The following is a 23,584-nucleotide window of genomic DNA, read 5'->3' as shown; positions in this document are numbered from 1 at the left end:
CTTGGTTGTTATATTTATGTCAATGATCTCTTTTCTTTTCGCATCCTCGGCTTCTTTTATTCTGTCATCTTTCTGCCGATTTGCGAGTGCAAAAGTAAAAACTTTTTCCGACCTACGCAAATGTTTTTAAAAGTTTTTTTTAAAAAATTCTCTAAACTCATCTACCTTAAATCTAAATACTCGTCTTTAATTATCTCCTGCGCTTGCTTGTCATTTCTGATTTGCGAGTGCAAAACTAAAAACTTTTTCCGAATCTCGCAAATGTTTTTTCAAGTTTTTTTTCTTAACCCGAAAAGCATTTGTCTCGTTTCTTTTATTATTGTTTCTAGTATCTTCTGCGCTGCTTACCACTTCTGATTTGCGAGTGCAAAAGTAGCTCCTTTACTCCTCCCAATCCAAACTTTTTGTAAACTATTTTTTAATTTAACTTTAACTAGCTTGTTTTCAGATCAGTTTATTTTTGATTGTTCGTTTTGGAATAACCACAAAAGCAAACAAAAGCTTTAATGGAAACTTGGAAGTGGAGATTTTGCAATGCGTTCTATATAATAACCTAGAAAAGTAAATGAAACTTTATCGCAAAGCAAAACAAAGATTTTTATCTTTCATTCTGCTTTTAAGAGAAACAAAGGTGTAAAGCTTATATATGAAAGACAATGTCTGTTTGTGTAGATAAAAGTATAACAGCAAAAGGGAACAAAAGGTTTATTAAATATTTAAGTGGAGATTTTGCAATGTGTTCTATATAATAACCTAGAAAAGTAAATGAAACTTTATCGCAAAGCAAAACAAAGGTATTTTGTTTGTCATTCTAATTTTAAGATAAACAAAGGTGCAAAGCTTATATATGAAAGACAAGGTTTAGTTGAAGAGATCAGCTTAACCGCAAAAGGGAATAAAAGATATGCAACTATGAGTTTTGGAAATTTCAAAATCCTAATTCGTAATTCTAAATGAAATTCCGTAAATCTAAAATCAACAATCGTAATTCAAAAAAATTATCACGAATCTGCAATAGGGATGGAAGCGGCATCCTTGGAGCGGAGCGAGGCGACGGTGCTTCGGGATGTGTAGCGACCGAAGCATAGGCGACCGAGCGTAGCTTCCAAGATACAGCGGATAGCCCGACCGAGCTAGCAAAGACTCAGCCCAGCGCGAGGATTGCCCGAAAAAAGATTAGTCTCATATCTGTAATATTTATATAATGACTAGATTCGCATAAAAAAACAATGAACCTTTATGATATTATCAATTCTCAATTTCAACTTTCGCCAGAAGCTACCAGTATTCTAATCGACATGTTTGACAAGATTGAACTTCCGAAACAAAGTTTGATTTTAGAAGCCAACAAAGTAGAAAAACACTTATATTTTATAAAGAAAGGACTGGTTCGTGCTTATACTGAAATCGATAGTCAGGAAATTACATTTTGGTTCGGCACTGAAGGGCATCTCATCATCCCAATGAATAGCTATGTTTTTGGAAATAAGAACTACGAAAATATCGAACTTCTTGAGGACTGTATATTATATAGGATAGAAATTGCAAAACTTCAAAACCTCTATTTTGAAAACAAAGAAATCGCAAATTGGGGTCGACGTCTTGCCGAAACAGAACTTGTTGCTACAGAGCTGCGTCTCATTAATCGCATCTCGATGCAGGCAAAAGATCGTTATCTAGACCTACTCCACCAACATCCCAATCTTTTGCAAAGGGCAGCTTTGCGTCATATAGCATCATATCTCGGTATTACACAAGTTAGCTTAAGTAGGATTAGAAGTCAAATTACTTTTTAACATTTGAAAAAAGATTCTTGATGAAAATGGTCGACCTTTGCGTAAAATATTTATCAATGAATTGGATTATACTAATTATTGCAGGACTTTTTGAAGTTGCCTTTGCGTCCTGCTTAGGAAAAGCTAAAGAGACGGCTGGAACGGAATCATATTTTTGGTACGCGGGATTTTTAGTATGTTTAATCATCAGCATGCTTGGTCTAATTAAAGCAACACAAGTACTTCCAATAGGAACAGCCTATGCTGTATGGACAGGCATTGGCGCCGTCGGAACCGTTTTGGTGGGGATTTTTGTTTTTAAAGAACCTGCAACATTCTGGAGATTATTCTTCATCACTACACTTATTGGATCAATTGTCGGACTAAAGTCTGTGAGTCATTAAACTGATACAATAAAAATAAAACCCCTTTTTAAAATTAAAAAGGGGCTAATTTCAAACTTGAAAATTTGGTAAATTTTAAATATGTGTATGTGATTTGAAATGTGTCCCAAATGTAAATATAAATTTATATCATCCAAAGTTTTTTTTCATTTTTTTCAACAATAGTCCTGAAAGGATATTAAATCATTACAAAAACAAAGGCTAGGCTTCATAAAAGGCAATTAATAAGTTACCTCACAAAAAGAAAACTAACAGAAAAACTATTCTTATCTTCGCAACATATTTAAATGAAATGAAAAAATTAATTGCAACAATACTAATAGGTAGCTCAACAATAGCATTTTCCCAAAATATTTCCGATTACGAATATATATATGTTCCTGCTTCTTTTGAAAAAAAAATGGATAAATTCAATTTGCGAAATGTATTAATCCAACAATTAACCGCAAAAAAATATAAAGTAATCCAAGAAGATAATAAGTCTTGTGCAGTTCTAAAAGCCAATCTACTAGACGACAGTTCTTTTCTTAAAAACAAAGTAAAAATTGATTTTACAGACTGTAACGGAAAACTAATTACCGAAGCAAAAGGAAGTTCGGATGATAAAGATTTTGAAACAGGCTATCCTGAAGCATTGAAAAATGCCTTTCTGAAAATCTCGATGTCTAATCCAAAAACCACAACTACGCTCGAGGAAATTAAAGGTAAAAATGAAGTGGCAGTATTAAAAGAAATTACCGAACCAACGAAAACCACTTCGTTACCCAATCAATCTGTTAGCAACGCTTTGTCGTACACTAATGGTGAGCAGACCTATCAATTGGTAAAACTGGGTCAAAATCAATTTATACTTGTATCATCACAGAGTTCGGTTCCGTTTGCAAAATTAACCGAAAGCAGTAAAGCTGGTATCTTCCATGTGGCATTGCAAGACAACACGCCAACAATGGGCTACTCAGAAAATGGAAACATCATAATAGATATTCCAAAATCTGATGGTACTTTCTCCAAAGAAATTTTTATCAAAAAATAACCACCCAAAAGCAGCGAATCTCTCGCTGCTTTTTTTTTCAAAAAATAATATTTTGCTTTTAGAAAGTTTTTAAGAAAAAATACTTAAATTCAAATATTTAAACATCAATTCGTCATTATTAATATGCAGTCACAAGGAGACCTCAAAAATCTAAACAAATCAATTTCCGTCGTGTTATTGGTATGCATTTGTGTTCTCCTAATGATTTTCACTCTACAAGGACCTTATGACGAGTCGGCAATTTTTGAAGCATTTTTCTTTTTACTAATACCAATCACCGTTTTCCAGATTTTATATGTTATTGTGTATAAAGTTTCAAAAAAAACTATTGCCTTCTGGTTGATGATTGTACTCATAATATTTTCAGTAATTTTTTGTGGACTTCTCTGGTATGCAAGTCAATTAGCAAAAGGATTTAATCATTAGACTATGCTGAAAAAACTAAATATTTTTAACAAGATACTAGCATTAATTGTCCTTGCTTTAATTGGTGCTAACATTTACTATCTATTCCGATACAAAAGTTGGGATCGTTATTATTTCGCGTCCAGCGTTACAGTACCAAAGTCCTACCCTATTCATATTGACGAAATCTTTTTTAAGTATCCAAATGACGACATCGGAGCGAGCTTTTACAAAAGCACCGACGAAGTCAACAATTTTGGTAGCGATTGGGGACATGCTTATTACTTTCCAGAAGCGCCACATCCAATACGCCTACCAAAAGAATTAGCTTTATCTTATTTCGATTATCGCGCGAACAAATTTTATTCTACAAGAATTGCATTATCTCCAGACGAAATCAAAAAACACTTCACGGAAGCTGAAAAAGGAAAAAACTTTACAGATTTGTACAATGTTAATGGTGATGTCAAGGGTTTGATATTTCTTGTAGGAATCGCAAACAATGGTAACATCATGCTTTGGTTAAAAGGAAAAAACTACGCCAAACTTTTGTTCAAAAAACATTTGGAGCCAATCCCAATTTCGAAATCTTTTAATTACGAAAATTTTAAAACAGAGGAAGCATACAAAGCAAAATTTTTCGAATATTTATCGGACTCTATCAAACAAAAAATAAATGCTGGTTGGGAAGCAAAAGCAAACTACATCGATAGTACAAAACAATTTAAAGAATCTCTTGATTAACAATGTATGATTTAATTACTAAAATAACCAGCGAGCCAACACCTTTACCATTGCTAATTTTTTTAGTTGGTTTTTCGCTTGGCATCGCATTATTTCATTATATCTTTCTGTCGGCACTTTTTAATATGAACGCCAAAATAGCACGTCTATTTTTCATATTAGATCCCGTCGTACTAATTGTCACATGGCTTATTTGGCCACATTACACCATTGTCAGTCTTCTACTTTTATTTTTATCACTCATTTTATTTGCGATAATCGGAATGATTCTCTCCTTGTTTCGAAAAGATGAAGATACCGACGATTATGTTAGCAACAGAAATTTTAATAAAAAATACAATCAAAAAGCCGAAAAAACCTCTGCAAAGCAAATATTCTTTGTCATCTTATTTTTCGCATCAGGAGCTCTTTTATTTCACTTTTGGGGAGCTAGCGGAATTGTCCTTTTATTTGTCGGAGCATTAGCGATTGGTTTTGCAGCACCAACTAATAACAAACGTTTTCTAAAAGCGCAAGCCAATCTACCAACTTCAAAAGTGCGATCTGTCGCAATGGGCTTGGCAGAACTGCAAGGAAAATGTCAAACTCTGACGACTGCAAAATCTCCGATTATGGCGAAAGATTGTATAGGATTTCGGTACACCATCGAGGACGAAGACACCGATAAAGATGGTCACACAACTTACACAACAAAACTAGACAAAACGGTCTGCGAAGATTTTATGCTGATGGATGACACTGGATCTATTCTGGTGAAAGGTGCAAATATTTCTTTTGTTTGGTTAGAGCAAGACACCCAATATTATGACAACAGCCAGCGTTTCACGCAATACTTGCTAAAAGCGAATCAGGAAGTCTTATTAGTTGGTAACGTTAGTTTGGAAAACAACAAACCTGTCGTTGCCTATGATTCTTACAACAAAACTTTTGGCTTAAGCGATGTTAATCAACTTGAGCTCTACAACAATTCGGTTCCATTGTTGAAGCAAGCAAAAGCTTATGCTACAATTTTTGCGATTCTAAGTGCTATAATTTTGATAACACCAATGTATTTCAAAGGCAATAAACTTATTATTGAAAAGCCAAACTTCAACTTTTTCAATTTTAAAAAAGATAAAGAGCCTAAAACAATAACAGACTTTAGTGAAGAAGATAATGCTGAACAACCAAGCGCAACAGAGTAATTTAAAAAAATGAACGAAGAAATACTTTTCTATATAATAATTGCAGTTGTCATTATATTGATAATTGCCTTCATCATTGGTATATTTAACAAAATCATATTCTTAAAAAACAATGTTGACAAATCTTTTGCAAATATTGATGTTGTCCTAAAACAAAGAACAGACGAAGTTCCGAATCTCGTTGCAGTTGTCAAAGAAGCAAAAAACTACGAAGCAACAACTTTGGAAAAGTTGACAACTTTACGTTCTCAATATCAAAATACAGCTTCAACAGAAGATAAGGTTAAGCTTACAAACCAGTTTGAAAAAACTTTAAAATCAATACTAATCATTGCCGAAAATTATCCCACGCTAACTGCCAACAACAACTTTATGGCGCTACAGCAGAGGCTCACAGAGCTAGAAAACATTATCGCTGACCGCAGAGAATATTACAACGACAGTGTCAACCTTTACAATATTGGTATTCAGGAATTTCCGAATCTGATTATGGCAAAAGTCTTTTCGTTTAAGAAAAAAACAATGCTAGAAGTAACAGAACAAGAAAAGAAATATGATGGAATTAAATTTTAGCATATTCACGAATCTTCTTATCACCATTGAAAAGAATCCTTCTACAATGCTGCTTATCGCAACAATTGGCGTATTCTTTTATATGATTTTCTTGGGTTTAGTTCTTTGGCCATTTGACAATTTTATCAAAGCCAAAAATTTATCTCCTAAAATAAAAACATATTTCTATGCTCTCGGAATAACACTGTTATTTGGTTCGCTGACACAGATTTTATTTTATTTGCTAGGTGTTTCAGGACTCCATCTTGCAGCAATTTGGTTAACACTTCATACATTGAGTATCTTTTTTAGTTGTTTCCATTTCACTAAAATGGATAAAATTATGAGCAAACTAATTCAAGAAAAGAAGGCAAAACTAAATATGAAAACAACTTAGCTTAAAACACATTTTGAAAAATAAAAACATCGACAAGGCATAACACATCATGGAGTTAAATAGTTATATCCGCGAAATCATTACTACAATTGCAGTAGAACCTGCAACGATGGTATTTGTAGCTGCTTTCGGCATTATTTTGTACATGCTTGCCATTGGCTTATTGCTTTGGCCTTTCAATAGATTTTACAAAAATGCAAAATATGCAATGGTCGTTAATATCTATTTTTATGCAATCGGAATTACTTGGATTGTCGGTTTTGTGACCATGGCAATTCTCCTGCTGTTAGGCGTTTCGGGATTACATTTATTAGCAATTTGGCTTACGCTTCATGTTGTTTGCGTTTTCTTTTGCGCCTTCAACTACCAAAGTTTACAACGCGCAATCAACAAGTTATCATCTGCGAAAAAAAACAAATAGCTTCTTTACACTATTCTCCAGAATTAAAATATTCCCAAACGACTTTAGCTTTGGACTTTCCGAGGATTTCTTCCAAAGTTTCGAGGCTCGCCTCTTTTATTCTTTTTACAGATTTTAATTTTGATAGAAGCAATTCGATTGACTTTGGCCCAACGCCTGGTATTTCTTCCAACTCCGATTTTATAGTTGAATTTTTACGGCGTGTTCTATGATGTCTTACGCCAAATCTGTGCGCTTCATCGCGTACTCTTTGCAAAATTTTTAAAGTTTCAGACTTTTTATCTAAATATAACGGAATAGGATCATTCGGGAAAAATATTTCTTCCAAACGTTTTGCAATACCTACAATTGTAATTTTACCGTAAAGACCTAGTAATTTAAGACTCTTCACCGAAGAAGATAGTTGACCTTTTCCACCATCAATCAAAATTAGTTGTGGCAACTCTTCACCTTCGTCCAACATTCTTTTGTAGCGTCGATAGATGACTTCTTCCATCGTTGCAAAGTCATTAGGACCTTCCACAGTTTTGGGATGAAAAATTCTGTAATCGGCTTTGCTAGGTTTTCCATCTTTAAAAACAACACAAGCCGAAACAGGATTAGTCCCTTGTATATTCGAGTTATCAAAACCTTCGATATGGCGCGGTTCCACAGGCATTCTCAGCAAAGTTTTCATCTCTGCCATAATTCGGTTGGTGTGGCGATCAGGATCAACAATTTGCACTGCTTTCAATTTTTCTAAACGATATTCGCGCGCATTTTTCTCCGACAATTCTACGATACGTTTTTTATCGCCAACTTTTGGGACGATTAACTTAACATTCGGAATCTCAACTGACAAATGAAATGGTATCAAAATCTCCTTAGAATCCGAACCAAATTTCTGACGAATTTCGATTAACGCTTCTTCCAAGATATCTTCATCGGTTTCATCCAAAATCTTTTTAATCTCTGTAGTAAAACTCTGGATAATGTTTCCGTTTCTAATTTTAAAGAAATTAACGTAAGCCGCCGTCTCATCACTGGTCATCCCGAATACATCTACATCATCAATATTAGGATTGACAATGGTATTTCTGGTTTGATAATCTTCCAAAGCATCGATTCTTTCTTTAATCATCTGCGCATTTTCGAACTTTAGTTCTGCAGCATAACGCATCATTTGATTGCTCAAATACTCTTTTGCTTTTCGGAAATCACCTTTAATAATACCTCGTATCGCGTCAATTTTTTCATTGTATTCCTCTTCGGACTCCAAACCTTCGCAAGGTCCTTCACAATTTTTGATATGATATTCCAGACAGACTTTATACTTCCCAGCTTCTATTTTGTCCGCCGAAAGATTTAGGTTACAAGTCCGAAGTTTGTAGATATGTTTAATAGTATCAAGCAGAATCTTCGCAGGTCTAATCTTGGCATAAGGACCAAAATATTCCGAACCGTCTTTAATAACCGTCCTCGTCATAAAAATCCGTGGAAAAGGCTCGTTCTTAATACAAATCCAAGGATAAGTTTTATCGTCCTTTAACATCACATTATAAAACGGTTGATGCTCCTTTATCAAATTATTTTCTAATAAAAGTGCCTCATACTCACTATTAACAATGGTCGTCTCTAACCGAAAAATCTTCCCAACCATAATTTTGGTTCGGTAGCTCGACAGGTTTTTATTAAAATAAGACAAAACCCTTTTCTTAAGATTCTTGGCTTTACCAACATACAACAATTGATTATTCTTATCATAATATCGGTAAACGCCTGGATCGGAGGCCAAGGTTTTCAGCTGAAGTTCTAAATCGGAGTTCATACAACAAAAATACTAAATATGTCACTGCCAAAAGCTCATTAAATTTCATTATTTTTAACCAAAATTTACAAAAATGATATACGGTATTGACCAATTCTCTTATACAGATGTTTTAGAAATTTGTAAAAACCCTTCTAAAGCAAAACTTAACAAAACGGCAAAAGATCAAATTCTAAAGTCACAAAAAAACGTTGCAAAAATTGTTGCTTCGGATGATACGGTATATGGCATCAACACTGGTTTTGGACCACTTTGTGATGTGAAAATTTCTGAAGAAGAAACTGCACAACTTCAACATAATCTTATTATTTCGCACTCTGTTGGTGTTGGAAAACCGATTGATAAAGAACTTTCAAAAATTATGATTATTGCGAAAGTTCATGCCTTGTCAAAAGGATTTTCCGGTGTTTCTTTGGATGTTATCGAACGTTTGATTTTAATGCTCGAAAAAGATATTATCCCTGTTGTGCCAGAGCAAGGTTCTGTTGGTGCTTCAGGAGATTTGGCGCCTTTGTCACATTTGGTTCTTCCATTGCTTGGTCTTGGTCAAGTTTGGGATGGCGATACAATTGTTGAGACAGAAGTTGCCCTTAAAAAACATAAACTAAAAGCCTTGAAACTTGGTCCAAAAGAGGGTTTAGGCTTAATCAACGGAACACAATTTATTCTAGCACACGCGATTAAAGGTTTAGAAAAAATGGAATATCTTCTTGACCTTGCTGATATGACTGCAGCGATGAGTCTTGAAGCTTACAGAGGTTCGGCAAGTCCTTTTAAGAAAGAGTTGCACGAGATTCGTCCATTTGCTGGAAGCAAAAAAGTAGCTGCTAGAATGGTGAAATTCCTAAAAGGTTCTGACAATCTAAAATCGCATGAATTCTGTGATCGTGTACAAGATCCATATTCTATGCGTTGCGTTCCACAAGTACATGGCGCAAGTCGTAATGCTTTTGAACATCTTAAAATGATGGCAGAAACGGAACTAAATTCTGTAACAGACAATCCAATCGTGTTAAGCGCAGAAGAATCAATCTCAGGAGGAAATTTCCATGGACAATTGATGGCTTTACCTCTTGATTACGCTACTTTGGCAGCTGCTGAATTGGGAAATATTTCCGACAGAAGAAGTTATCTTTTATTAGAAGGAAAATTCGGACTTCCGAGATTATTGACAGAAAGCTCTGGACTTAACTCAGGATTTATGATTCCACAATACACCTCAGCAGCTTTAGTAACAGAAAACAAAACCCTTTGTTTCCCTGCTTCAGCGGATTCTATCCCGACAAGTTTAGGTCAAGAAGATCACGTATCAATGGGAAGTATTTCGGGAAGAAAGTTCAATCAAGTTTTGGATAATTTAGTGAATATTCTCTCAGTAGAATTGATGTTTGCCGCGCAAGGATTAGAATTCCGTAGACCTGCAAAATGTTCAAAAATTATTGAAGAAAATTTCAGCATCATTAGAAGGGTTGTTCCAAAATTAGAAGAAGACAGACTTATCGGAAAAGATATGTTAGCAATTGCAGATTTAATTAGAAATAGAAAACTAAACGTAATCGTTTAACATGAAAAAGATATTTCTAGTATCGGCATTTTTGGTTTCAGCAATATCTTTTGCACAAACAAAAGAACAAAAGGTCGAAAAACTATTAGACTTAATGGGAACAACCAGCAATATGAAATTGATGTTTGAGCAAATGATGAATCAATATCAGAAATCATATTCTTCCGTTCCTTCTGCATACTGGGAAAAAGTTCGATTAAAAGTCAATTATAAAGAACTTCAATCGAAAGTGGCGATAATCTACGCGAATCATTTCACAGAGGAAGATATTGATGGTTTGATTAAATTCTACGAAACGCCTTTGGGGAAAAAGACCATTAAAGAACTTCCACTTATTATGCAAGAAAGCATGACTGCTGGACAAGAATGGGGAATGGAAATAGCAAGAAAAGTTTTAGAAGATCTAGACAAAGATGACTCTATTAAAACGATGTCACCGCCACCGCAAATGCCTTCAAAAAGTAAATAATATAAAATCCCGAAATGCTCGGGATTTTTTTATTCACCAAATTTGTAATCGAGTGGTAACAAATTTTCAATTTTATTCCTTCCAAAATCGCCATCGGTCAACAAATCATCGGGTGACGAACAATTGCCATCAGGATAGATTTCAAAACTTTGACCTTCGACATACATATAAGAAGACTGCGAAATCGGAAGTTGACTTTTCACAAAACCACTTCCCTTTTTCTCATAAAAATACTTGCTGAACTTAACTTGCAAGATATCGGGAAAAGTCAAATACTTTTGTCCATTGGAAATTTCCAAAATTTTTGAATCTGCCAAATCTCTTTCTACCAACGCCAAAACAAATTGCGACTCTTTGCTTCGTTTTGCAATATCCATAACATCTTCGGGCAGTTTTATAGTATTATTTTGCTTTATCATTTTACGAAAATCAGCCAGCTTTTCGAGTTCTGCTTTTGTGGGATATTTCGGATTGGGGATTTTAATAATCTTGTTGATTTCAAAAGCTTCTTCTCTGGTCTTTTCCAAATAAAGACTTCGTAAAAAATGCATCAGACTGCCGTTGTAAGCATTCATCCTATTGATTTTTGTTTGACCGCTATTTTTGGTTTCTTTAAAAAAACTTGTGCCCGAAAATTTCTGAATTTTAGAATTAAAATCAACGCTAAAATTGATAAGATTGTATTGAATTTCGTAACCCAATTTTTTGTTTTCGATAATTAAAGTTTTGGGGGCTTTAACTTGCAGAAACTTCTTTTGTTTATCATAAGAAAATTTTAAACTACGGACATTTTTGATTTTAACATCATTTTGATTTTCACCAATAAAAGCACTAAGAAAGTAATTGATGTAATTGCGGTAAGCCTCCTCTGTATAAGGAATAATAACAACTTCTTCGATTTCGCTGACTTTGTTAAGGACAACTTTTAAGCTTTTATCAAAATAATCGGAAGCTTTGACAGAAACACTTTCGTAGTCATCTTTTTTAAACACCAAAATTGCATTTTTCTGTCCCAAAACATCCAATTGAAAACTACCATCTTGCGAAGAAGAAGTCGCAATTTTCGTTCCGTCAATATAAACCGAAACGCCCGATATCCTTTGAGACGCATCATTAACAACGCTGCCTTTGATAACTTGTCCGAAAACATTTAACATCGAAAAAAGCAGCAGCACAAAACTCAAAAATACTTTCATAATTCAATATTACTAAAATATTAGTGATAAAAAAAGCTTTTGCTGAGTAACAGATTTAACCTTCGGTAAATGCAATATCAAAAAAACAGATGTGAGAAATCCCCTAACAGGTCGCTCCTACGGAGCTCACACTTTTCCAACATTCAATTTTCTACTAACAGCGCGTTCCTACAGAACTTTTCATTCAGTTAATATTTTCTGAGAAATTTTCTTAATTAACTTAACACAAGCCTATTTGTAGACGAAAACAAATTGATTTTAAGAATTTTATTTTATTCACAAAAAAGGTTTTGCTCTTTTGGAACAAAACCTTAAAAAAATAAAACTATGAAAACTAAATCAATGAACCAGAACACTGGTCATACTTAGACTTCCGCCGATTAATGCATCGTTAAAAAGCGAAAGATTTTCTGATTTATCCTTTAATCCTAAAGTATAGATTAAAGGCAAAAAATGATCAGGCGTCGGTACTGCATATTGCAAACTTGTGCCTTGTTTTTGATAATCAATTAATTTTTGAAAGTCGCCATCCATCAACCAATGATTTGTTTTTTCGCGGGCTTCAATCGCCCAGTCCCAGCCAGAACCAACAGTGTTGATATTCTGCCAATCGACCATTCTTAGGTTATGGACAATGTTACCACTACCAATTATTAAAATTCCTTTTTCGCGCAATTTGTTAAGACGTTGCGCCAATTCAAAATGATATTGCGGCGACTTGGTATAGTCGATGCTTAACTGTATCACAGGAATATTAGCCTCTGGATACATGTGTCGAATTACTGACCAAGCGCCATGATCCAATCCCCAATTGTGATCTTCTTCAACCAAAGTCGGCGACAAAAGTTCGACGGTTTCGAGCGCCAATTCGGGGCTGCCAGGCGCAGGATATTCAACTTCGAATAATTCTTTTGGAAAACCATAAAAATCATGAATGGTCTTCGGATGTTGCATCGCTGTTACAAAAGTCCCTTCTGTAAACCAGTGTGCAGAAACACACAAAATCGCATTAGGCGTCGGGATTTCTTTCGAAATTTTTCTAAAGCCTTGCACAAAAATATTATCCTCAATCGCATTCATTGGAGAGCCATGTCCCAAAAAAAGCACAGGCATTTTTGGTGTCTTCTGAAAGCCTTCGGATATTTGATTTAGATCGTTTAGGTTCATATTTAAAAACGAAAAATTTAAGAAGCGAATGAACACTTCTTAAATCTTCCTGTGATATATAGATAGATAAGTTTAAGCTTGTTTTACAAACTGTAGGTCACCTGAGATTTTTACATCATCGCCAACCATAACACCACCAGCTTCTAGTGCTGCATTCCAGTTAAGACCGAAATCTTTTCTGCTAATTTTTCCTTCGAAAGTGAAACCAGCTTTTGTATTCCCCCAAGGGTCAACATTAACACCACCAAATTCTACTTCCAATTTCACTGGTTTTGTAACACCATTGATTGTTAAGTTACCAGTAATATCTTGGTTAAGTGAATCTGATACGAAAGTGATTTTTGGGTTAAGTTCTGCGTTAAAGAAATCTGCAGATTTAAGGTGATTATCACGATCTGTATTGTTTGTGAAAATTGAATCTACATCGATAAAGGCAGTTGTTTTTGCATTTTGGAATGTGTCATCGTTAGCTTCGATTTCTGCATTAAAGTTTCTGAACTCTCCTTTAACATTAGAAATCATCATGTGTCTAACTTTAAAATTTACTTCGCTGTGTGTTGGGTCTAATAACCATTTAGTTGCCATAATATTTGTTTTATTTGTTTGTTTAAATTTCTATTGCAAATCTAGCACCGCAACAGCTTAGTAAACATTGATTTATGATAACTTTATAGCTTAACCTATGTTAAGAAAAATACACTTTTGGTAGCTTAAAAACCCGAAAAGCTTTATTAATGAATAACTTAGAAAAATTTAAACCAAAAATTTAAAAATTGAGAAAAGTTCGACTTAACAAAAATTTATGATTTTTTGAAGTAAGAACTCACAAACATCATCACGACCATTGCCAATCCAAACAACGAAAATAAAGTGAACGACCAACGCAAATTTGACAACTCAGCAATATAACCAATTAAAGGTGGTCCCATCAAGAATCCCAAGAAACTGATACTCGACACCAAAGCAATTGCCATACTCGGCGGAATACTCGGATGAGTCCCAGCCAAACTATAGACTGTCGGCACACAACAGGCAACGCCCAAACCAACCAACATAAAGCCAATGGTTGAAGTCACCACAAACGGAAACAACACTGACATCATCATTCCGACAAACATAAGCAAACCACTAATCATTAATACTTTTCTGTTTCCCAATTTGGTTATGAGAAGTCCTCCCAGAAAACGTCCTGTTGCCATCATCACCATAAATGAGGTATAGCCGAGAATAACTAACGACGCAGGCGATTTAATAACATCTTTAAAGTAAACGCCCGTCCAGTCGAACATCGCGCCCTCCGTTGCCATACTAAAGAAGCCGACAATTCCTAATTGTATCAAAATAGAATCTGGTCGAAACTTTACTTTTTTACCAGCCGAACTTGCGTGTTCAATTTTTGGAACAAGATATTTAACATTCCAAAACGTGTTAATGATTACCAATCCTAAGATGATTAAAAAATGATAAGTGGTATTAATATGTAGATTAATCGTCAAAAGTCCAATTAAAGCGCCGAAGAATCCTGCCAAGCTCCATCCACCATGAAAAACAGTCATTATCGATTTTCCATACATTTTCTCTACAGCGACTGCTTGCGTGTTAACTGCGACGCTCGCCATATTTCCTGCAACACCGAAAAGCAATAATGAAGCAGCCAGCATATAAACATTGGTCGCGAAAGAAATACTCACCAAAATCAACGCATATATTATAGATACAATTGTGATAACTTTTGCGCTTCCATATTTTGTGTTGATTTTGCCCGAAAGTGCCATTGTGAAAAGTTGCCCCATTGGCAACATCAAAAGCATCGTTCCCAATTGTCCTTCGCTAAGGTGCAGATTTTCTTTAATCGTCGGAATACGGCTTGCCCACGATGCAAAGCAAATTCCTTGACAAAAGAAATAGCCAAAAACGGCTCTACGATATTGTGATAATTGGATGGGTGGCGACGACATTTTAGAAACTTCCGACATGATATTCTGCTTAAAAAAGAATGCAAAAATACGGCTATTTATTAAAAGAGTTTTTGTTCTTTAATTAAATTTAAAATTGATTTGTATTGAGACAAACGATTGTTGAGTTTATTAATTCTTGTTTTAAAACAAATCTTAACAAAAGTTTTAAGATTCAAAATCGATAATAGGAAAATATCAAAAAAAATGACAATTTTCAGACTTTCAAAAGCTTATTCCTAGATTTTAGCTGAAACGAATTCCTTATCTTTGAAACTTAAAGTCGTATTAAATGAATCATCAACCAGTAGAAGGATTTTCAAAATTATCCAAGCAAAGAAAGATAGATTGGCTTATCAGCGAGTATCTATCGAATGACAGAAGTTACGAACAAATTTTACAACAATATTGGAACAACGATTCTGATTTACAAAAACTACACGAAGAGTTTTCGGAAAACACAATTTCCAACTTTTATATGCCTTATGGGATTGCTCCAAATTTTTTAATTGATGGCAAACTTTTGGCGCTTCCAATGGCAGTTGAAGAAAGTTCGGTCGTTGCAGCAGCATCCAAAGCCGCAAAATTTTGGTTGGATAAAGGCGGTTTCAAAACAACCATTATCAATACCAAAAAATTAGGACACACGCATTTTATCTTAAATGTTGAACCTCATAAACTTCAGCATTTTTTCAATTTTAAATTAAAGAAAAAATTATTCGAAGCAACTGAAGATATTACTGCCAACATGAGAAAACGTGGTGGTGGAATTCTTAATATTCGTTTGATTGACAAGACGGAGGAAATGCCAAATTACTTCCAACTAAAAGCAAGTTTTGACACGCAAGATTCGATGGGTGCTAACTTCATCAACTCTTGTCTGGAGCAATTCGGAAAAACTTTAAAAGAAGAAGTAGCTAACGAAGCGGACTTTACACAAGCGGAAAAAGATTCCCTACAAGTTGTGATGAATATCTTGTCCAACTTTACGCCAGATTGTATTGTTCGTGCGGAAGTTTCTTGCCCGATTGATGAGCTGAAAGATGACAGCGGCATTTCTAACGAAGAATTTGCTTGGAAATTTAAACAAGCTGTTAACATCGCCGAAATCGAACCTTATCGTGCAACAACGCACAACAAAGGCATCATGAATGGTGTCGACGCTGTGGTTATTGCAACTGGAAACGACTTCCGTGCTACTGAAGCTTGCGCACACGCTTATGCATCACGCAATGGAAAGTATTCGTCGCTGACACATTGTACAACAGACAATGGTATTTTTAGATTTTGGATTGACTTGCCAATTTCAGTTGGTGTTGTTGGTGGTTTGACCAATCTTCATCCTTTGGTTAAATTTTCGTTAGCGCTTTTAGGGAAACCATCTGCACAAGAATTGATGAGTATTTTGGCTGTTTCGGGACTTGCACAAAATTTTGGTGCTTTACGTTCCTTGGTTACAACAGGAATCCAAAAAGGTCACATGAAGATGCACTTGTTTAACATTCTTAATCAGTTTGGAGCAACCGAGGAAGAGAAACAACATTTTGTCACTTACTTTAAAGATAAAACGGTGAGCCACCACGAAGTGATTGCAGAATTGAACAAATTGCGCGAAAAATAATGAGAAATTTGGGCGTTGCTTTCTTGGTTTTGTCTTTTAGCCTTTGCTTTTCGCAAAGGACGAAAGTCATTGTCACTAATTTGGCGCCCAAAACAGAATCTTCAACTTATCCCTTTGTAGAAATCCCGTCAAATAAAATTGCAAGCGAAAAAATAAATCTTTTTTTGCAGGTTACAGATTTAGAAAATATTCCGAACACACGAAAAAATCCTTTTCAATTAGTAAGTACGGGAACGACTTCTTTTTCGAATTACGTTTCATATTACGAATGGAAAAATTTTCGACCAAAGGAAAATATCTTGAGTTTATTTTTCAGTGGTGAAGCCTCTGGTGCCTATCCTGAAAATTTTGAACAGTGGAAAAGCTTTGACATCAGAACAGGAAATTTTGTTAATCTAAAAGATTTAATCGCACCCAGCGCAATTCCTAAAATTGAGAATTTAGCAGCGAAAAGCATAAAAAAGGAAATCGGAAAATTCCTCAAAGAGATTTCTAAAAACCCTGACGAAAGGGAAAAAGATCAAATTGATCTTTATCAAAATTGTCTCGAAGGCATCGACGTTCGCAGTATAGATTATTTGACTTATTATTTTGAAAAAGATAATTTGGTTTTAATTTCTAGCAAATGCTCTGTTCATACTAATCGTGCGATAGATGATTTAGCGGAGTTTTATATTAGAATTCCTTATAAAAACCTCGATCAATATTTGACAACTTATGGCAAAAATTTAGTTTCAGACAATCCGACTGCCATTCCGCAACCGACTTTAATGAATCGACTTTACAAAGGAAATATTGCTGGTAAATATCCAATCACCTTACTTATTAATGAAATTTTTGATGACACTTCTTTTGGTGCAAAATATTGGTATAACAAGCACAATATATTAATCGACCTTGATGGAAAGCAAAATGGCAATCACCTTTCTATAACAGAAAATGATCATCACGACGAACAATCAATGCAATGGATAAAGCGTGCAAAAATTGAACTCGATGCCAAAGGAAATACACTAAATGGTACTTGGGAAAATCAACAAACCAAAGAAAAATCAACAGTTGAGCTAACCGCTTATTAATTTTAAAACAACAACTAACAATGTTCGGACTCGGATTATCCATTTTTATACTCGCATTTGGAATCTTTTTAAAAGTAACAAAACATCCTGGATTTGCGCCTAGCAAAAGATTTGCATGGTTCTTTATTATCCTCGGAACCCTAACAACAGCAGGAAAAATATTCATATTAATTTCTCAAAATAAAATTTAAAAAATGAAAACATTTACATTAGTATTTGGAGCGTTTTACGGAATGCTTTCAGTGATATTAGGTGCATTTGGCGCACATGCTTTTAAGAGTATGCTTTCTGCGGAACGTCTAGAAAGTTTCGAAACTGGTGTTAGATACCAAATGTATGCAGCATTCTTTCTTTTAATTGTTGGTTACATTTTAAAATTCGATACAGGAAGTCAAAAATGGATTTCGTTAGCGATGATTATCGGAACATTCTTGTTTTCATTCAGTATTTATTTCTTGAGTTTCCAAGATTATTGGGGTGTTAACTTAAAATTCTTAGGACCAATCACACCACTTGGTGGACTGTTTATGATTATCAGCTGGGCAATGTTGATTTGGTATTTTGCAAAGAATAAAATTTAAACATAAAATTAAATATAAGATGAAAATAAAATTATTACTTAGCTTCCTTATCTTAAGCTGCTTGGCTTTTGGACAATCAACCGAAATTAAAGTTGGAAAAATTTTTAAAATAACCTATCCTGATAGTTACATGAGAGCTTATGATCTCAATAATGATGCTGCCTCTCAGAGATCAAATGGCGCACAAGGTAAGTACAGCATTGTTATTCAGGATGAAAAAGCACCTCTTGAATTTTTTAGTGTTAAATTCTCCACAATTGAGGAAACTTTAGAGTTTTATACAAAAGGACTTTTAGAATTAACTAAAGAAAATTCTGTAAAAGAAACAACACCCAAGAAGTTTAAAATCAATAATCAGAATGCCATACAAAAAGAAATAGAGGCCGTTATTTTTGACGAAGCAACGTCAAAGGACATTCCTATTTTCTATTTGTTCACAGTCATCGAAACACCAGAATATTACTATCAAGTTCTGTCTTGGACTCCAAAAGAAAATAAGGCAAAATTTTTGGAAGAGTTTCGCAATATTGCAACAAGCTTTAAAGAAGTCGATTAACAATAATGTTCTTTTTCATTTTCGGAATTAAATCCAAATCTGTCGCAAAAGAAGAGCGCAAAATAATGCGAAATGGATTTCCTGTCAATGCGATAATCACGGTTTCTAAAAAGTATATTGAATTATTTTTTATCCCGATTCTCCCAATTGGAAAGGAATACAGTATTTACATTCCGCACTCTGACGAGTATTTTGAAACTGGTCCATTTTCGAAAATGCCTACCGAATACTTGCAAATTTGTAAAGAGGTCGGCAAAAAGTATTGACACGATAAAAAATGTCAAATTAAATAATTGGGTTTAAATTATTTTATTCCCTCAATTTTATTAAATTTGTAATTCTTAAAAAACAGTAAATAAAACAATAAAAATATTATGAATCTTCACGAATACCAATCTAAAGAGATTTTATCAAAATACGGCGTTGCAATCCAACGTGGTATTGTTGCGAATAATGTTGATGAAGCTGTAGCTGCTGCTGAAAAATTAACTGCTGACACAGGCGCACAAGCTTGGGTAGTTAAAGCTCAAATCCACGCAGGTGGTCGTGGAAAAGGTGGTGGTGTTAAGTTCTCTCCTAACATGGAAAAACTTAAAGAAAATGCTAACAACATCCTTGGTATGCAATTGGTAACGCCTCAGACGTCTGCAGAAGGTAAAAAAGTACATTCTGTATTAATCGCTGAAGATGTATATTATCCAGGTGAGTCAGAAACTAAAGAATTTTATGTTTCTGTATTATTAGACAGAGCGCAAGGGAAAAACATGATCGTATATTCTACTGAAGGTGGTATGGATATCGAGCACGTTGCTGAAGTTACACCACACTTGATCCACCACGAAGTTGTAGATCCTGCTGTAGGTCTTCAAGGTTTCCAAGCTAGAAAAATCGCTTTCAACTTAGGATTAGAAGGTACTGCTTTCAAAGAGTTTGTTAAATTTATCACAGCGCTTTACAACGCTTATGTTGGTATCGACGCTTCTCTTTTCGAAATCAACCCAGTTCTTAAGACTTCAGATAACAAAATTATCGCAGTTGATGCAAAAGTATCTTTGGATGACAACGCATTGTTCCGTCACAAAGATTTGGCAGAACTTAGAGATAAGAGAGAAGAAGATCCAACAGACGTAGAAGCTGGTGACGCAGGTCTTAACTTCGTAAAGCTTGATGGTAACGTTGCTTGTATGGTAAACGGTGCTGGACTTGCAATGGCGACAATGGATATCATCAAATTATCAGGTGGTAACCCTGCTAACTTCCTAGACGTTGGTGGTACTGCCGATGCGCAGAGAGTTGAAACAGCTTTCAACATCATCTTGAAAGATCCAAACGTAAAAGCAATCCTTATCAATATCTTCGGTGGTATCGTAAGATGTGATAGAGTTGCACAAGGTGTTATCGACGCTTACAACAGCATCGGAAATATCCCAGTTCCATTAATCGTAAGATTACAAGGTACTAACGCTGAAATCGCTAAGAAAATGATTGACGATTCTGGACTTAACGTTCACTCTGCAATTACTCTTGAAGAAGCAGCTAACAAAGTAAAAGAAGTTTTAGGAGCTTAATTCTAGAATTTTCACAATAAATGAAAACCTCCAGATGTTATAATCTTGGAGGTTTTTTTATTTATTAAATTTTATTTAACTTTAATCAAAGTAAAGTTATGAAGTATTTGTATCTCTTGTTAAGTCTATTTTCCGTCTCTGTAATGGCACAAAAAGCACCAACTTATGGTGTAACAGATTTTAATTTCATTACACTGTATGAAGAAGATACTTATAATAGTGATACGTGGCTTTACAACATTCTCGATACTGGCTGGGATGTAACAGCATTTGACAACAATGGTCAGTTCAATTTCAAGCGTTTTCCAAATGGTGGAATCACCAATCTTGATGGCTGCATCAGCCTAGACAATTGGGACATGAAATACCTCAGAATTAAATCTAACGATGGTTCAGCATTCAAGTTTAATTCTATATATCTAAAACCTGATGCGAATCTTTTGGTGAATTTTAAAGGCTACCTGAAAGGAAATGAAGTTCCCAACGCGTCAAAAGATTTTAGAACGAATACACCAGAGCGTTGGTCAAAATTTGATTTCGCGGACACTCCCGCATTTGAAAACATTGACGAAATCCGAATCACGCTCAATGTAAGAACACATTTTGTAGGCATTGACGAAATCGACATTTCTGCACCAATTTTGGCGACAACGGAAATCAAGAAAAATCCGATTTCGATTGCAACACTTAGCAATGATTTAATAATCACATCACCATTTGACACTGCAATCAAAATTTTCGATTCACACGGCAAATTAATTTTAAGCCAAAATATTAAAACAGGAAAAACTTCTTTAAAAATGAAAACTTTAGCAAAAGGTGTTTATTTCCTGAATTACACGAATCAAGCCAACATCTATAATCAGAAGTTTCTGATTAGGAATTAGAAGCTTTTGGCGCATCAGTATTTTGCACCATAATATTTGTAGGACTCGTAAATCTAATACCACGTTTAGCCATCTCTTCTTTCACCGCAAGGATGGCATTACTTTTCAAAATCGCTGGACTCGAGCCTGGTTCAACTAAAAATTTAGCTTGAACGCTTACCAAACCACCGTTAATATTGGTAAACAAAACATCAGGTTGTGCTTCTTTGGCTTTATCAAGGTTAGAAATAACACTTTCTATCGCCTCTTTTACTTGAGTTAAATCTTCACTTAAGGGAATGTCAAAACTCAGAATCACTTTTCTTTGAGGCGAAGCTGTGATGTTATAAAAAGGCGCATTAAAAATAACTTGGTTCGGAACATAAACCTTTTTACCTTCGTCATTAATAAGTTTAGTCGTTAAAAATCCAATCTCTTGCACCGTTCCAGAATGGGCACCAATCGTAATGTTATCGCCAACAACAAAAGCTTTGTCAATCCCAACCAACATACCAGAGAAAATACTTGACACCAAATCTTTAAGAGCAACACCCGCAATAACTCCGGCAACACCCAAACTTCCCAAAAACTTAACAAAGAAACCACTGAAGCCCATTATTTCTAGGGAAATAAAAGTTCCCATAATCATAATCAAGAATCTGAAAACACCAACCAGCATCGCAACAGATTCGATTTTACTTTTTGGAAAGGCTTTATGAAAAAGCTTTACAGCAACTTTACTTAGATATTTACTTGATTTAAAAAAGAACAAAAACACCAATAATCCCACAATGAGATTTGGCGTGATCTCGGCAAGACGAACATACCAATCTTTTAACACACCATAGACTAACTCAATATAAGACGAAGTTTGCTCTCCCATAACATAAATTTGAAGTTCGGTATCAAAAAAAATACCATTTTTAGAATTCTTAAACCTTAGAGATTATCTTTCCTATTTTCTTTACAAAATAAAGTCAAAAACCATTATCTTTATCAAAAATAAATCAAAAAAAATCGCTTTCTAAAAATTGGACTCAAAACAGAAAGAATTTTCTCAACTTATCAAAGGCAACCAAGGACTTATCATCAAGGTTTCGCGTTTGTATACCAATTCTTTAGAAGACGAGCAAGACCTCTTCCAAGAGATTGTTTTGCAATTATGGCGCTCCTACGACTCCTTCAAAGGAAATTCCAAAATCTCAACTTGGATGTATCGTGTCGCGCTAAATACCGCAATTACTTTATTCAGAAAAAAAACAAAATCGCCATTAACGAGTGAGTTAGACGAAGTCCACTTCGAATACGAGCAAGAAGAGGACGACGAAAAACAAGCGCAGATTTCGTTACTTTATAAAGTGATAAAACTTCTCCCAAATGTAGAGCGTGCAATTGTGATGATGTATCTAGATGATGTATCGTACAAAGAAATCGCCGAAACATTGGGTATTACAGAGGTTAATGCTCGTGTAAAAATGAATAGATTAAAAAAGACGCTTAAAGAATTAATGACGCAACATGCCTAACAACGACTTCGACATAGACGACCTAAAATCGGTTTGGCAGAACCAAAAAGTAGCGGACGCTTATGAGCAATCCGACATCGAAGCCATGCTCAACACAAAATCCAGAAATTATGTGAAGTATCTTTTATGGATAAGCTTGGCAGAGTTTTTTGTGTTTATAGCTTTACTCATTTTTTCGCTCGTTTCCAAAGATGACCATGTCAATTTCCGCGAAATATTATCGCGTTTGCATATTCAAAATCAAAGTGAAGTCCTACACACGATGGACAAAATCTATTTGGTCATCAAAATTATGAGTCTAAGCTTGACAGGAATTTTCGTGTATTTATTTTATAAAAGCTACCAAAGAATTAGCGTCGAGGATAACCTAAAAGAATTCATTCTCAGAATTATAAATTTTAAAAGGAAAGTCAATGCTTTCATCGCGATTAACATTATTTTATTAATAGGATATATTGTTTCATTCAGCATTTATGTATCCGTTGTGTTGGGAGAGCAAAGCATACAATTAAGCCAAGCAACCAAGCTGGGATTCATTATTGGGATAATTGTAGCATTAATTTTAAGCATTTTGTTAATTGTTCTTTACTACAAAATTTTCTATGGAATTTTGTTAAAACGTCTAAGTAAAAACCTTGAACAACTTCGTCAAATAGAAAGCGAAAAAGAAAACCAATAATTTCACTTTTTTGCTACAAAAGTCAGCTTTTTAGA

The 23,584-nt window shown here is 34.7% G+C and carries 25 protein-coding genes; 19 read left to right on the top strand and 6 right to left on the bottom strand.

Annotation, left to right across the window (positions count from 1 at the left end; all coding sequences use genetic code 11):
- The first annotated feature begins 1,229 nt into the window (after positions 1-1,229).
- The 8 genes from Q1V95_RS09915 (at position 1,230) to Q1V95_RS09880 (ending at position 6,915) form a co-directional block, all read left to right on the top strand.
- Positions 1,230-1,796 (top strand): Crp/Fnr family transcriptional regulator, encoded by a 567-nt coding sequence (locus Q1V95_RS09915; RefSeq protein WP_300673255.1) that lies wholly within the window; start codon positions 1,230-1,232, stop codon positions 1,794-1,796.
- Between the two features lie 56 nt (positions 1,797-1,852).
- On the top strand, positions 1,853-2,179 hold the full coding sequence (locus Q1V95_RS09910; RefSeq protein WP_300673253.1) for a multidrug efflux SMR transporter: 327 nt from the start codon (positions 1,853-1,855) through the stop codon (positions 2,177-2,179).
- A 292-nt stretch (positions 2,180-2,471) separates the two neighbouring features.
- Positions 2,472-3,212, top strand: coding sequence for a hypothetical protein (locus Q1V95_RS09905; protein ID WP_300673251.1), 741 nt, complete (start codon positions 2,472-2,474; stop codon positions 3,210-3,212).
- A 429-nt stretch (positions 3,213-3,641) separates the two neighbouring features.
- A complete protein-coding gene (locus Q1V95_RS09900) occupies positions 3,642-4,361 on the top strand; it encodes a DUF2931 family protein (protein ID WP_300673249.1) in 720 nt (239 codons plus the stop codon).
- A 2-nt stretch (positions 4,362-4,363) separates the two neighbouring features.
- Complete coding sequence (locus tag Q1V95_RS09895; RefSeq protein WP_300673248.1) at positions 4,364-5,545, top strand: hypothetical protein; 1,182 nt, start codon at positions 4,364-4,366, stop codon at positions 5,543-5,545.
- A gap of 9 nt (positions 5,546-5,554) precedes the next feature.
- On the top strand, positions 5,555-6,118 hold the full coding sequence (locus Q1V95_RS09890; RefSeq protein WP_300673246.1) for a LemA family protein: 564 nt from the start codon (positions 5,555-5,557) through the stop codon (positions 6,116-6,118).
- Positions 6,099-6,494 carry a hypothetical protein gene (locus Q1V95_RS09885; RefSeq protein ID WP_300673244.1) on the top strand — a complete coding sequence of 132 codons (396 nt, stop codon included), beginning with the start codon at positions 6,099-6,101 and terminating at the stop codon, positions 6,492-6,494. Before Q1V95_RS09890 ends, Q1V95_RS09885 begins: the two co-directional genes overlap by 20 nt.
- A 49-nt stretch (positions 6,495-6,543) precedes the next feature.
- Positions 6,544-6,915, top strand: coding sequence for a hypothetical protein (locus Q1V95_RS09880; RefSeq protein WP_300673242.1), 372 nt, complete (start codon positions 6,544-6,546; stop codon positions 6,913-6,915).
- 10 nt (positions 6,916-6,925) lie between these two features.
- On the opposite strand, the gene uvrC is transcribed toward Q1V95_RS09880, so the two are convergent.
- Positions 6,926-8,722 carry an excinuclease ABC subunit UvrC gene (gene uvrC / locus Q1V95_RS09875; RefSeq protein WP_300673240.1) on the bottom strand — a complete coding sequence of 599 codons (1,797 nt, stop codon included), beginning with the start codon at positions 8,720-8,722 and terminating at the stop codon, positions 6,926-6,928.
- A gap of 73 nt (positions 8,723-8,795) precedes the next feature.
- Between uvrC and hutH the strand changes: the two genes are divergently transcribed.
- Together hutH and Q1V95_RS09865 are read left to right on the top strand one after the other, a co-directional pair.
- A complete protein-coding gene (hutH, locus tag Q1V95_RS09870) occupies positions 8,796-10,286 on the top strand; it encodes a histidine ammonia-lyase (protein WP_300673238.1) in 1,491 nt (496 codons plus the stop codon).
- A 1-nt stretch (position 10,287) separates the two neighbouring features.
- Positions 10,288-10,755, top strand: a complete 468-nt coding sequence (locus Q1V95_RS09865; RefSeq protein ID WP_300673236.1) for a DUF2059 domain-containing protein — start codon at positions 10,288-10,290, stop codon at positions 10,753-10,755.
- 29 nt (positions 10,756-10,784) lie between these two features.
- Here Q1V95_RS09865 and Q1V95_RS09860 read toward each other — a convergent pair whose 3' ends face one another.
- The 4 genes from Q1V95_RS09860 to Q1V95_RS09845 all read right to left on the bottom strand — a co-directional run bounded on the left by Q1V95_RS09860 (position 10,785) and on the right by Q1V95_RS09845 (position 15,094).
- Positions 10,785-11,951: a carboxypeptidase-like regulatory domain-containing protein gene (locus tag Q1V95_RS09860; protein ID WP_300673234.1), complete on the bottom strand. Its 1,167-nt coding sequence runs from the start codon at positions 11,949-11,951 to the stop codon at positions 10,785-10,787.
- Between the two features lie 339 nt (positions 11,952-12,290).
- The gene (gene ygiD, locus Q1V95_RS09855) at positions 12,291-13,118 is read right to left on the bottom strand and encodes a 4,5-DOPA dioxygenase extradiol (protein WP_300673232.1); all 828 of its coding nucleotides are present in this window, start codon (positions 13,116-13,118) and stop codon (positions 12,291-12,293) included.
- 72 nt (positions 13,119-13,190) lie between these two features.
- Entirely contained in the window at positions 13,191-13,703 is a 513-nt protein-coding gene (locus Q1V95_RS09850) for a YceI family protein (protein ID WP_300673230.1), read from the bottom strand.
- Between the two features lie 215 nt (positions 13,704-13,918).
- Positions 13,919-15,094, bottom strand: a complete 1,176-nt coding sequence (locus tag Q1V95_RS09845; RefSeq protein ID WP_300673228.1) for an MFS transporter — start codon at positions 15,092-15,094, stop codon at positions 13,919-13,921.
- Between the two features lie 271 nt (positions 15,095-15,365).
- Here Q1V95_RS09845 and Q1V95_RS09840 point away from each other — a divergent pair, with 271 nt between their 5' ends.
- The 7 genes from Q1V95_RS09840 to Q1V95_RS09810 all read left to right on the top strand — a co-directional run bounded on the left by Q1V95_RS09840 (position 15,366) and on the right by Q1V95_RS09810 (position 21,365).
- The gene (locus Q1V95_RS09840; protein WP_300673226.1) at positions 15,366-16,694 is read left to right on the top strand and encodes a hydroxymethylglutaryl-CoA reductase, degradative; all 1,329 of its coding nucleotides are present in this window, start codon (positions 15,366-15,368) and stop codon (positions 16,692-16,694) included.
- Complete coding sequence (locus Q1V95_RS09835; protein ID WP_300673224.1) at positions 16,694-17,773, top strand: hypothetical protein; 1,080 nt, start codon at positions 16,694-16,696, stop codon at positions 17,771-17,773. Before Q1V95_RS09840 ends, Q1V95_RS09835 begins: the two co-directional genes overlap by 1 nt.
- A gap of 194 nt (positions 17,774-17,967) precedes the next feature.
- Positions 17,968-18,354: a DUF423 domain-containing protein gene (locus Q1V95_RS09830; RefSeq protein ID WP_300673223.1), complete on the top strand. Its 387-nt coding sequence runs from the start codon at positions 17,968-17,970 to the stop codon at positions 18,352-18,354.
- A gap of 19 nt (positions 18,355-18,373) precedes the next feature.
- Positions 18,374-18,910: a hypothetical protein gene (locus Q1V95_RS09825; protein WP_300673221.1), complete on the top strand. Its 537-nt coding sequence runs from the start codon at positions 18,374-18,376 to the stop codon at positions 18,908-18,910.
- Positions 18,911-18,915: 5 nt separating this feature from the next.
- Positions 18,916-19,176, top strand: coding sequence for a hypothetical protein (locus Q1V95_RS09820; protein WP_300673220.1), 261 nt, complete (start codon positions 18,916-18,918; stop codon positions 19,174-19,176).
- 108 nt (positions 19,177-19,284) lie between these two features.
- Positions 19,285-20,478, top strand: a complete 1,194-nt coding sequence (gene sucC / locus Q1V95_RS09815; protein WP_300673219.1) for an ADP-forming succinate--CoA ligase subunit beta — start codon at positions 19,285-19,287, stop codon at positions 20,476-20,478.
- A gap of 98 nt (positions 20,479-20,576) precedes the next feature.
- On the top strand, positions 20,577-21,365 hold the full coding sequence (locus Q1V95_RS09810; RefSeq protein WP_300673217.1) for a T9SS type A sorting domain-containing protein: 789 nt from the start codon (positions 20,577-20,579) through the stop codon (positions 21,363-21,365).
- On the opposite strand, the gene Q1V95_RS09805 is transcribed toward Q1V95_RS09810, so the two are convergent.
- A complete protein-coding gene (locus Q1V95_RS09805) occupies positions 21,355-22,227 on the bottom strand; it encodes a mechanosensitive ion channel domain-containing protein (protein ID WP_300673215.1) in 873 nt (290 codons plus the stop codon). The genes Q1V95_RS09810 and Q1V95_RS09805 overlap by 11 nt on opposite strands.
- A 148-nt stretch (positions 22,228-22,375) precedes the next feature.
- Between Q1V95_RS09805 and Q1V95_RS09800 the strand changes: the two genes are divergently transcribed.
- Together Q1V95_RS09800 and Q1V95_RS09795 are read left to right on the top strand one after the other, a co-directional pair.
- Positions 22,376-22,870, top strand: coding sequence for a sigma-70 family RNA polymerase sigma factor (locus Q1V95_RS09800; RefSeq protein WP_300673213.1), 495 nt, complete (start codon positions 22,376-22,378; stop codon positions 22,868-22,870).
- Positions 22,863-23,549 carry a beta-carotene 15,15'-monooxygenase gene (locus Q1V95_RS09795; RefSeq protein WP_300673211.1) on the top strand — a complete coding sequence of 229 codons (687 nt, stop codon included), beginning with the start codon at positions 22,863-22,865 and terminating at the stop codon, positions 23,547-23,549. Before Q1V95_RS09800 ends, Q1V95_RS09795 begins: the two co-directional genes overlap by 8 nt.
- Positions 23,550-23,584: the final 35 nt, after the last annotated feature.

The organism is Soonwooa sp. (assembly GCF_030151385.1).
Classification (GTDB): domain Bacteria; phylum Bacteroidota; class Bacteroidia; order Flavobacteriales; family Weeksellaceae; genus Soonwooa.
Note: the sequence above shows the minus strand (reverse complement) of the source record. Positions and strands in the feature narration are given on the sequence as shown.

Coding starts and splice junctions, on each gene's coding strand:
- Q1V95_RS09810 (WP_300673217.1), top strand. CDS start 20,577: ATGAAGTATTTGTATCTCTTGTTAAGTCTATTTTCCGTCTCTGTAATG.
- Q1V95_RS09825 (WP_300673221.1), top strand. CDS start 18,374: ATGAAAATAAAATTATTACTTAGCTTCCTTATCTTAAGCTGCTTGGCT.
- Q1V95_RS09895 (WP_300673248.1), top strand. CDS start 4,364: ATGTATGATTTAATTACTAAAATAACCAGCGAGCCAACACCTTTACCA.
- Q1V95_RS09905 (WP_300673251.1), top strand. CDS start 2,472: ATGAAAAAATTAATTGCAACAATACTAATAGGTAGCTCAACAATAGCA.
- Q1V95_RS09850 (WP_300673230.1), bottom strand. CDS start 13,703: ATGGCAACTAAATGGTTATTAGACCCAACACACAGCGAAGTAAATTTT.
- Q1V95_RS09865 (WP_300673236.1), top strand. CDS start 10,288: ATGAAAAAGATATTTCTAGTATCGGCATTTTTGGTTTCAGCAATATCT.
- Q1V95_RS09890 (WP_300673246.1), top strand. CDS start 5,555: ATGAACGAAGAAATACTTTTCTATATAATAATTGCAGTTGTCATTATA.
- Q1V95_RS09830 (WP_300673223.1), top strand. CDS start 17,968: ATGAAAACATTTACATTAGTATTTGGAGCGTTTTACGGAATGCTTTCA.
- Q1V95_RS09840 (WP_300673226.1), top strand. CDS start 15,366: ATGAATCATCAACCAGTAGAAGGATTTTCAAAATTATCCAAGCAAAGA.
- Q1V95_RS09835 (WP_300673224.1), top strand. CDS start 16,694: ATGAGAAATTTGGGCGTTGCTTTCTTGGTTTTGTCTTTTAGCCTTTGC.
- Q1V95_RS09845 (WP_300673228.1), bottom strand. CDS start 15,094: ATGTCGGAAGTTTCTAAAATGTCGTCGCCACCCATCCAATTATCACAA.
- Q1V95_RS09900 (WP_300673249.1), top strand. CDS start 3,642: ATGCTGAAAAAACTAAATATTTTTAACAAGATACTAGCATTAATTGTC.
- Q1V95_RS09795 (WP_300673211.1), top strand. CDS start 22,863: ATGCCTAACAACGACTTCGACATAGACGACCTAAAATCGGTTTGGCAG.
- ygiD (WP_300673232.1), bottom strand. CDS start 13,118: ATGAACCTAAACGATCTAAATCAAATATCCGAAGGCTTTCAGAAGACA.
- uvrC (WP_300673240.1), bottom strand. CDS start 8,722: ATGAACTCCGATTTAGAACTTCAGCTGAAAACCTTGGCCTCCGATCCA.
- Q1V95_RS09880 (WP_300673242.1), top strand. CDS start 6,544: ATGGAGTTAAATAGTTATATCCGCGAAATCATTACTACAATTGCAGTA.
- Q1V95_RS09860 (WP_300673234.1), bottom strand. CDS start 11,951: ATGAAAGTATTTTTGAGTTTTGTGCTGCTGCTTTTTTCGATGTTAAAT.
- Q1V95_RS09910 (WP_300673253.1), top strand. CDS start 1,853: ATGAATTGGATTATACTAATTATTGCAGGACTTTTTGAAGTTGCCTTT.
- hutH (WP_300673238.1), top strand. CDS start 8,796: ATGATATACGGTATTGACCAATTCTCTTATACAGATGTTTTAGAAATT.
- Q1V95_RS09805 (WP_300673215.1), bottom strand. CDS start 22,227: ATGGGAGAGCAAACTTCGTCTTATATTGAGTTAGTCTATGGTGTGTTA.
- sucC (WP_300673219.1), top strand. CDS start 19,285: ATGAATCTTCACGAATACCAATCTAAAGAGATTTTATCAAAATACGGC.
- Q1V95_RS09820 (WP_300673220.1), top strand. CDS start 18,916: ATGTTCTTTTTCATTTTCGGAATTAAATCCAAATCTGTCGCAAAAGAA.
- Q1V95_RS09915 (WP_300673255.1), top strand. CDS start 1,230: ATGAACCTTTATGATATTATCAATTCTCAATTTCAACTTTCGCCAGAA.
- Q1V95_RS09885 (WP_300673244.1), top strand. CDS start 6,099: ATGATGGAATTAAATTTTAGCATATTCACGAATCTTCTTATCACCATT.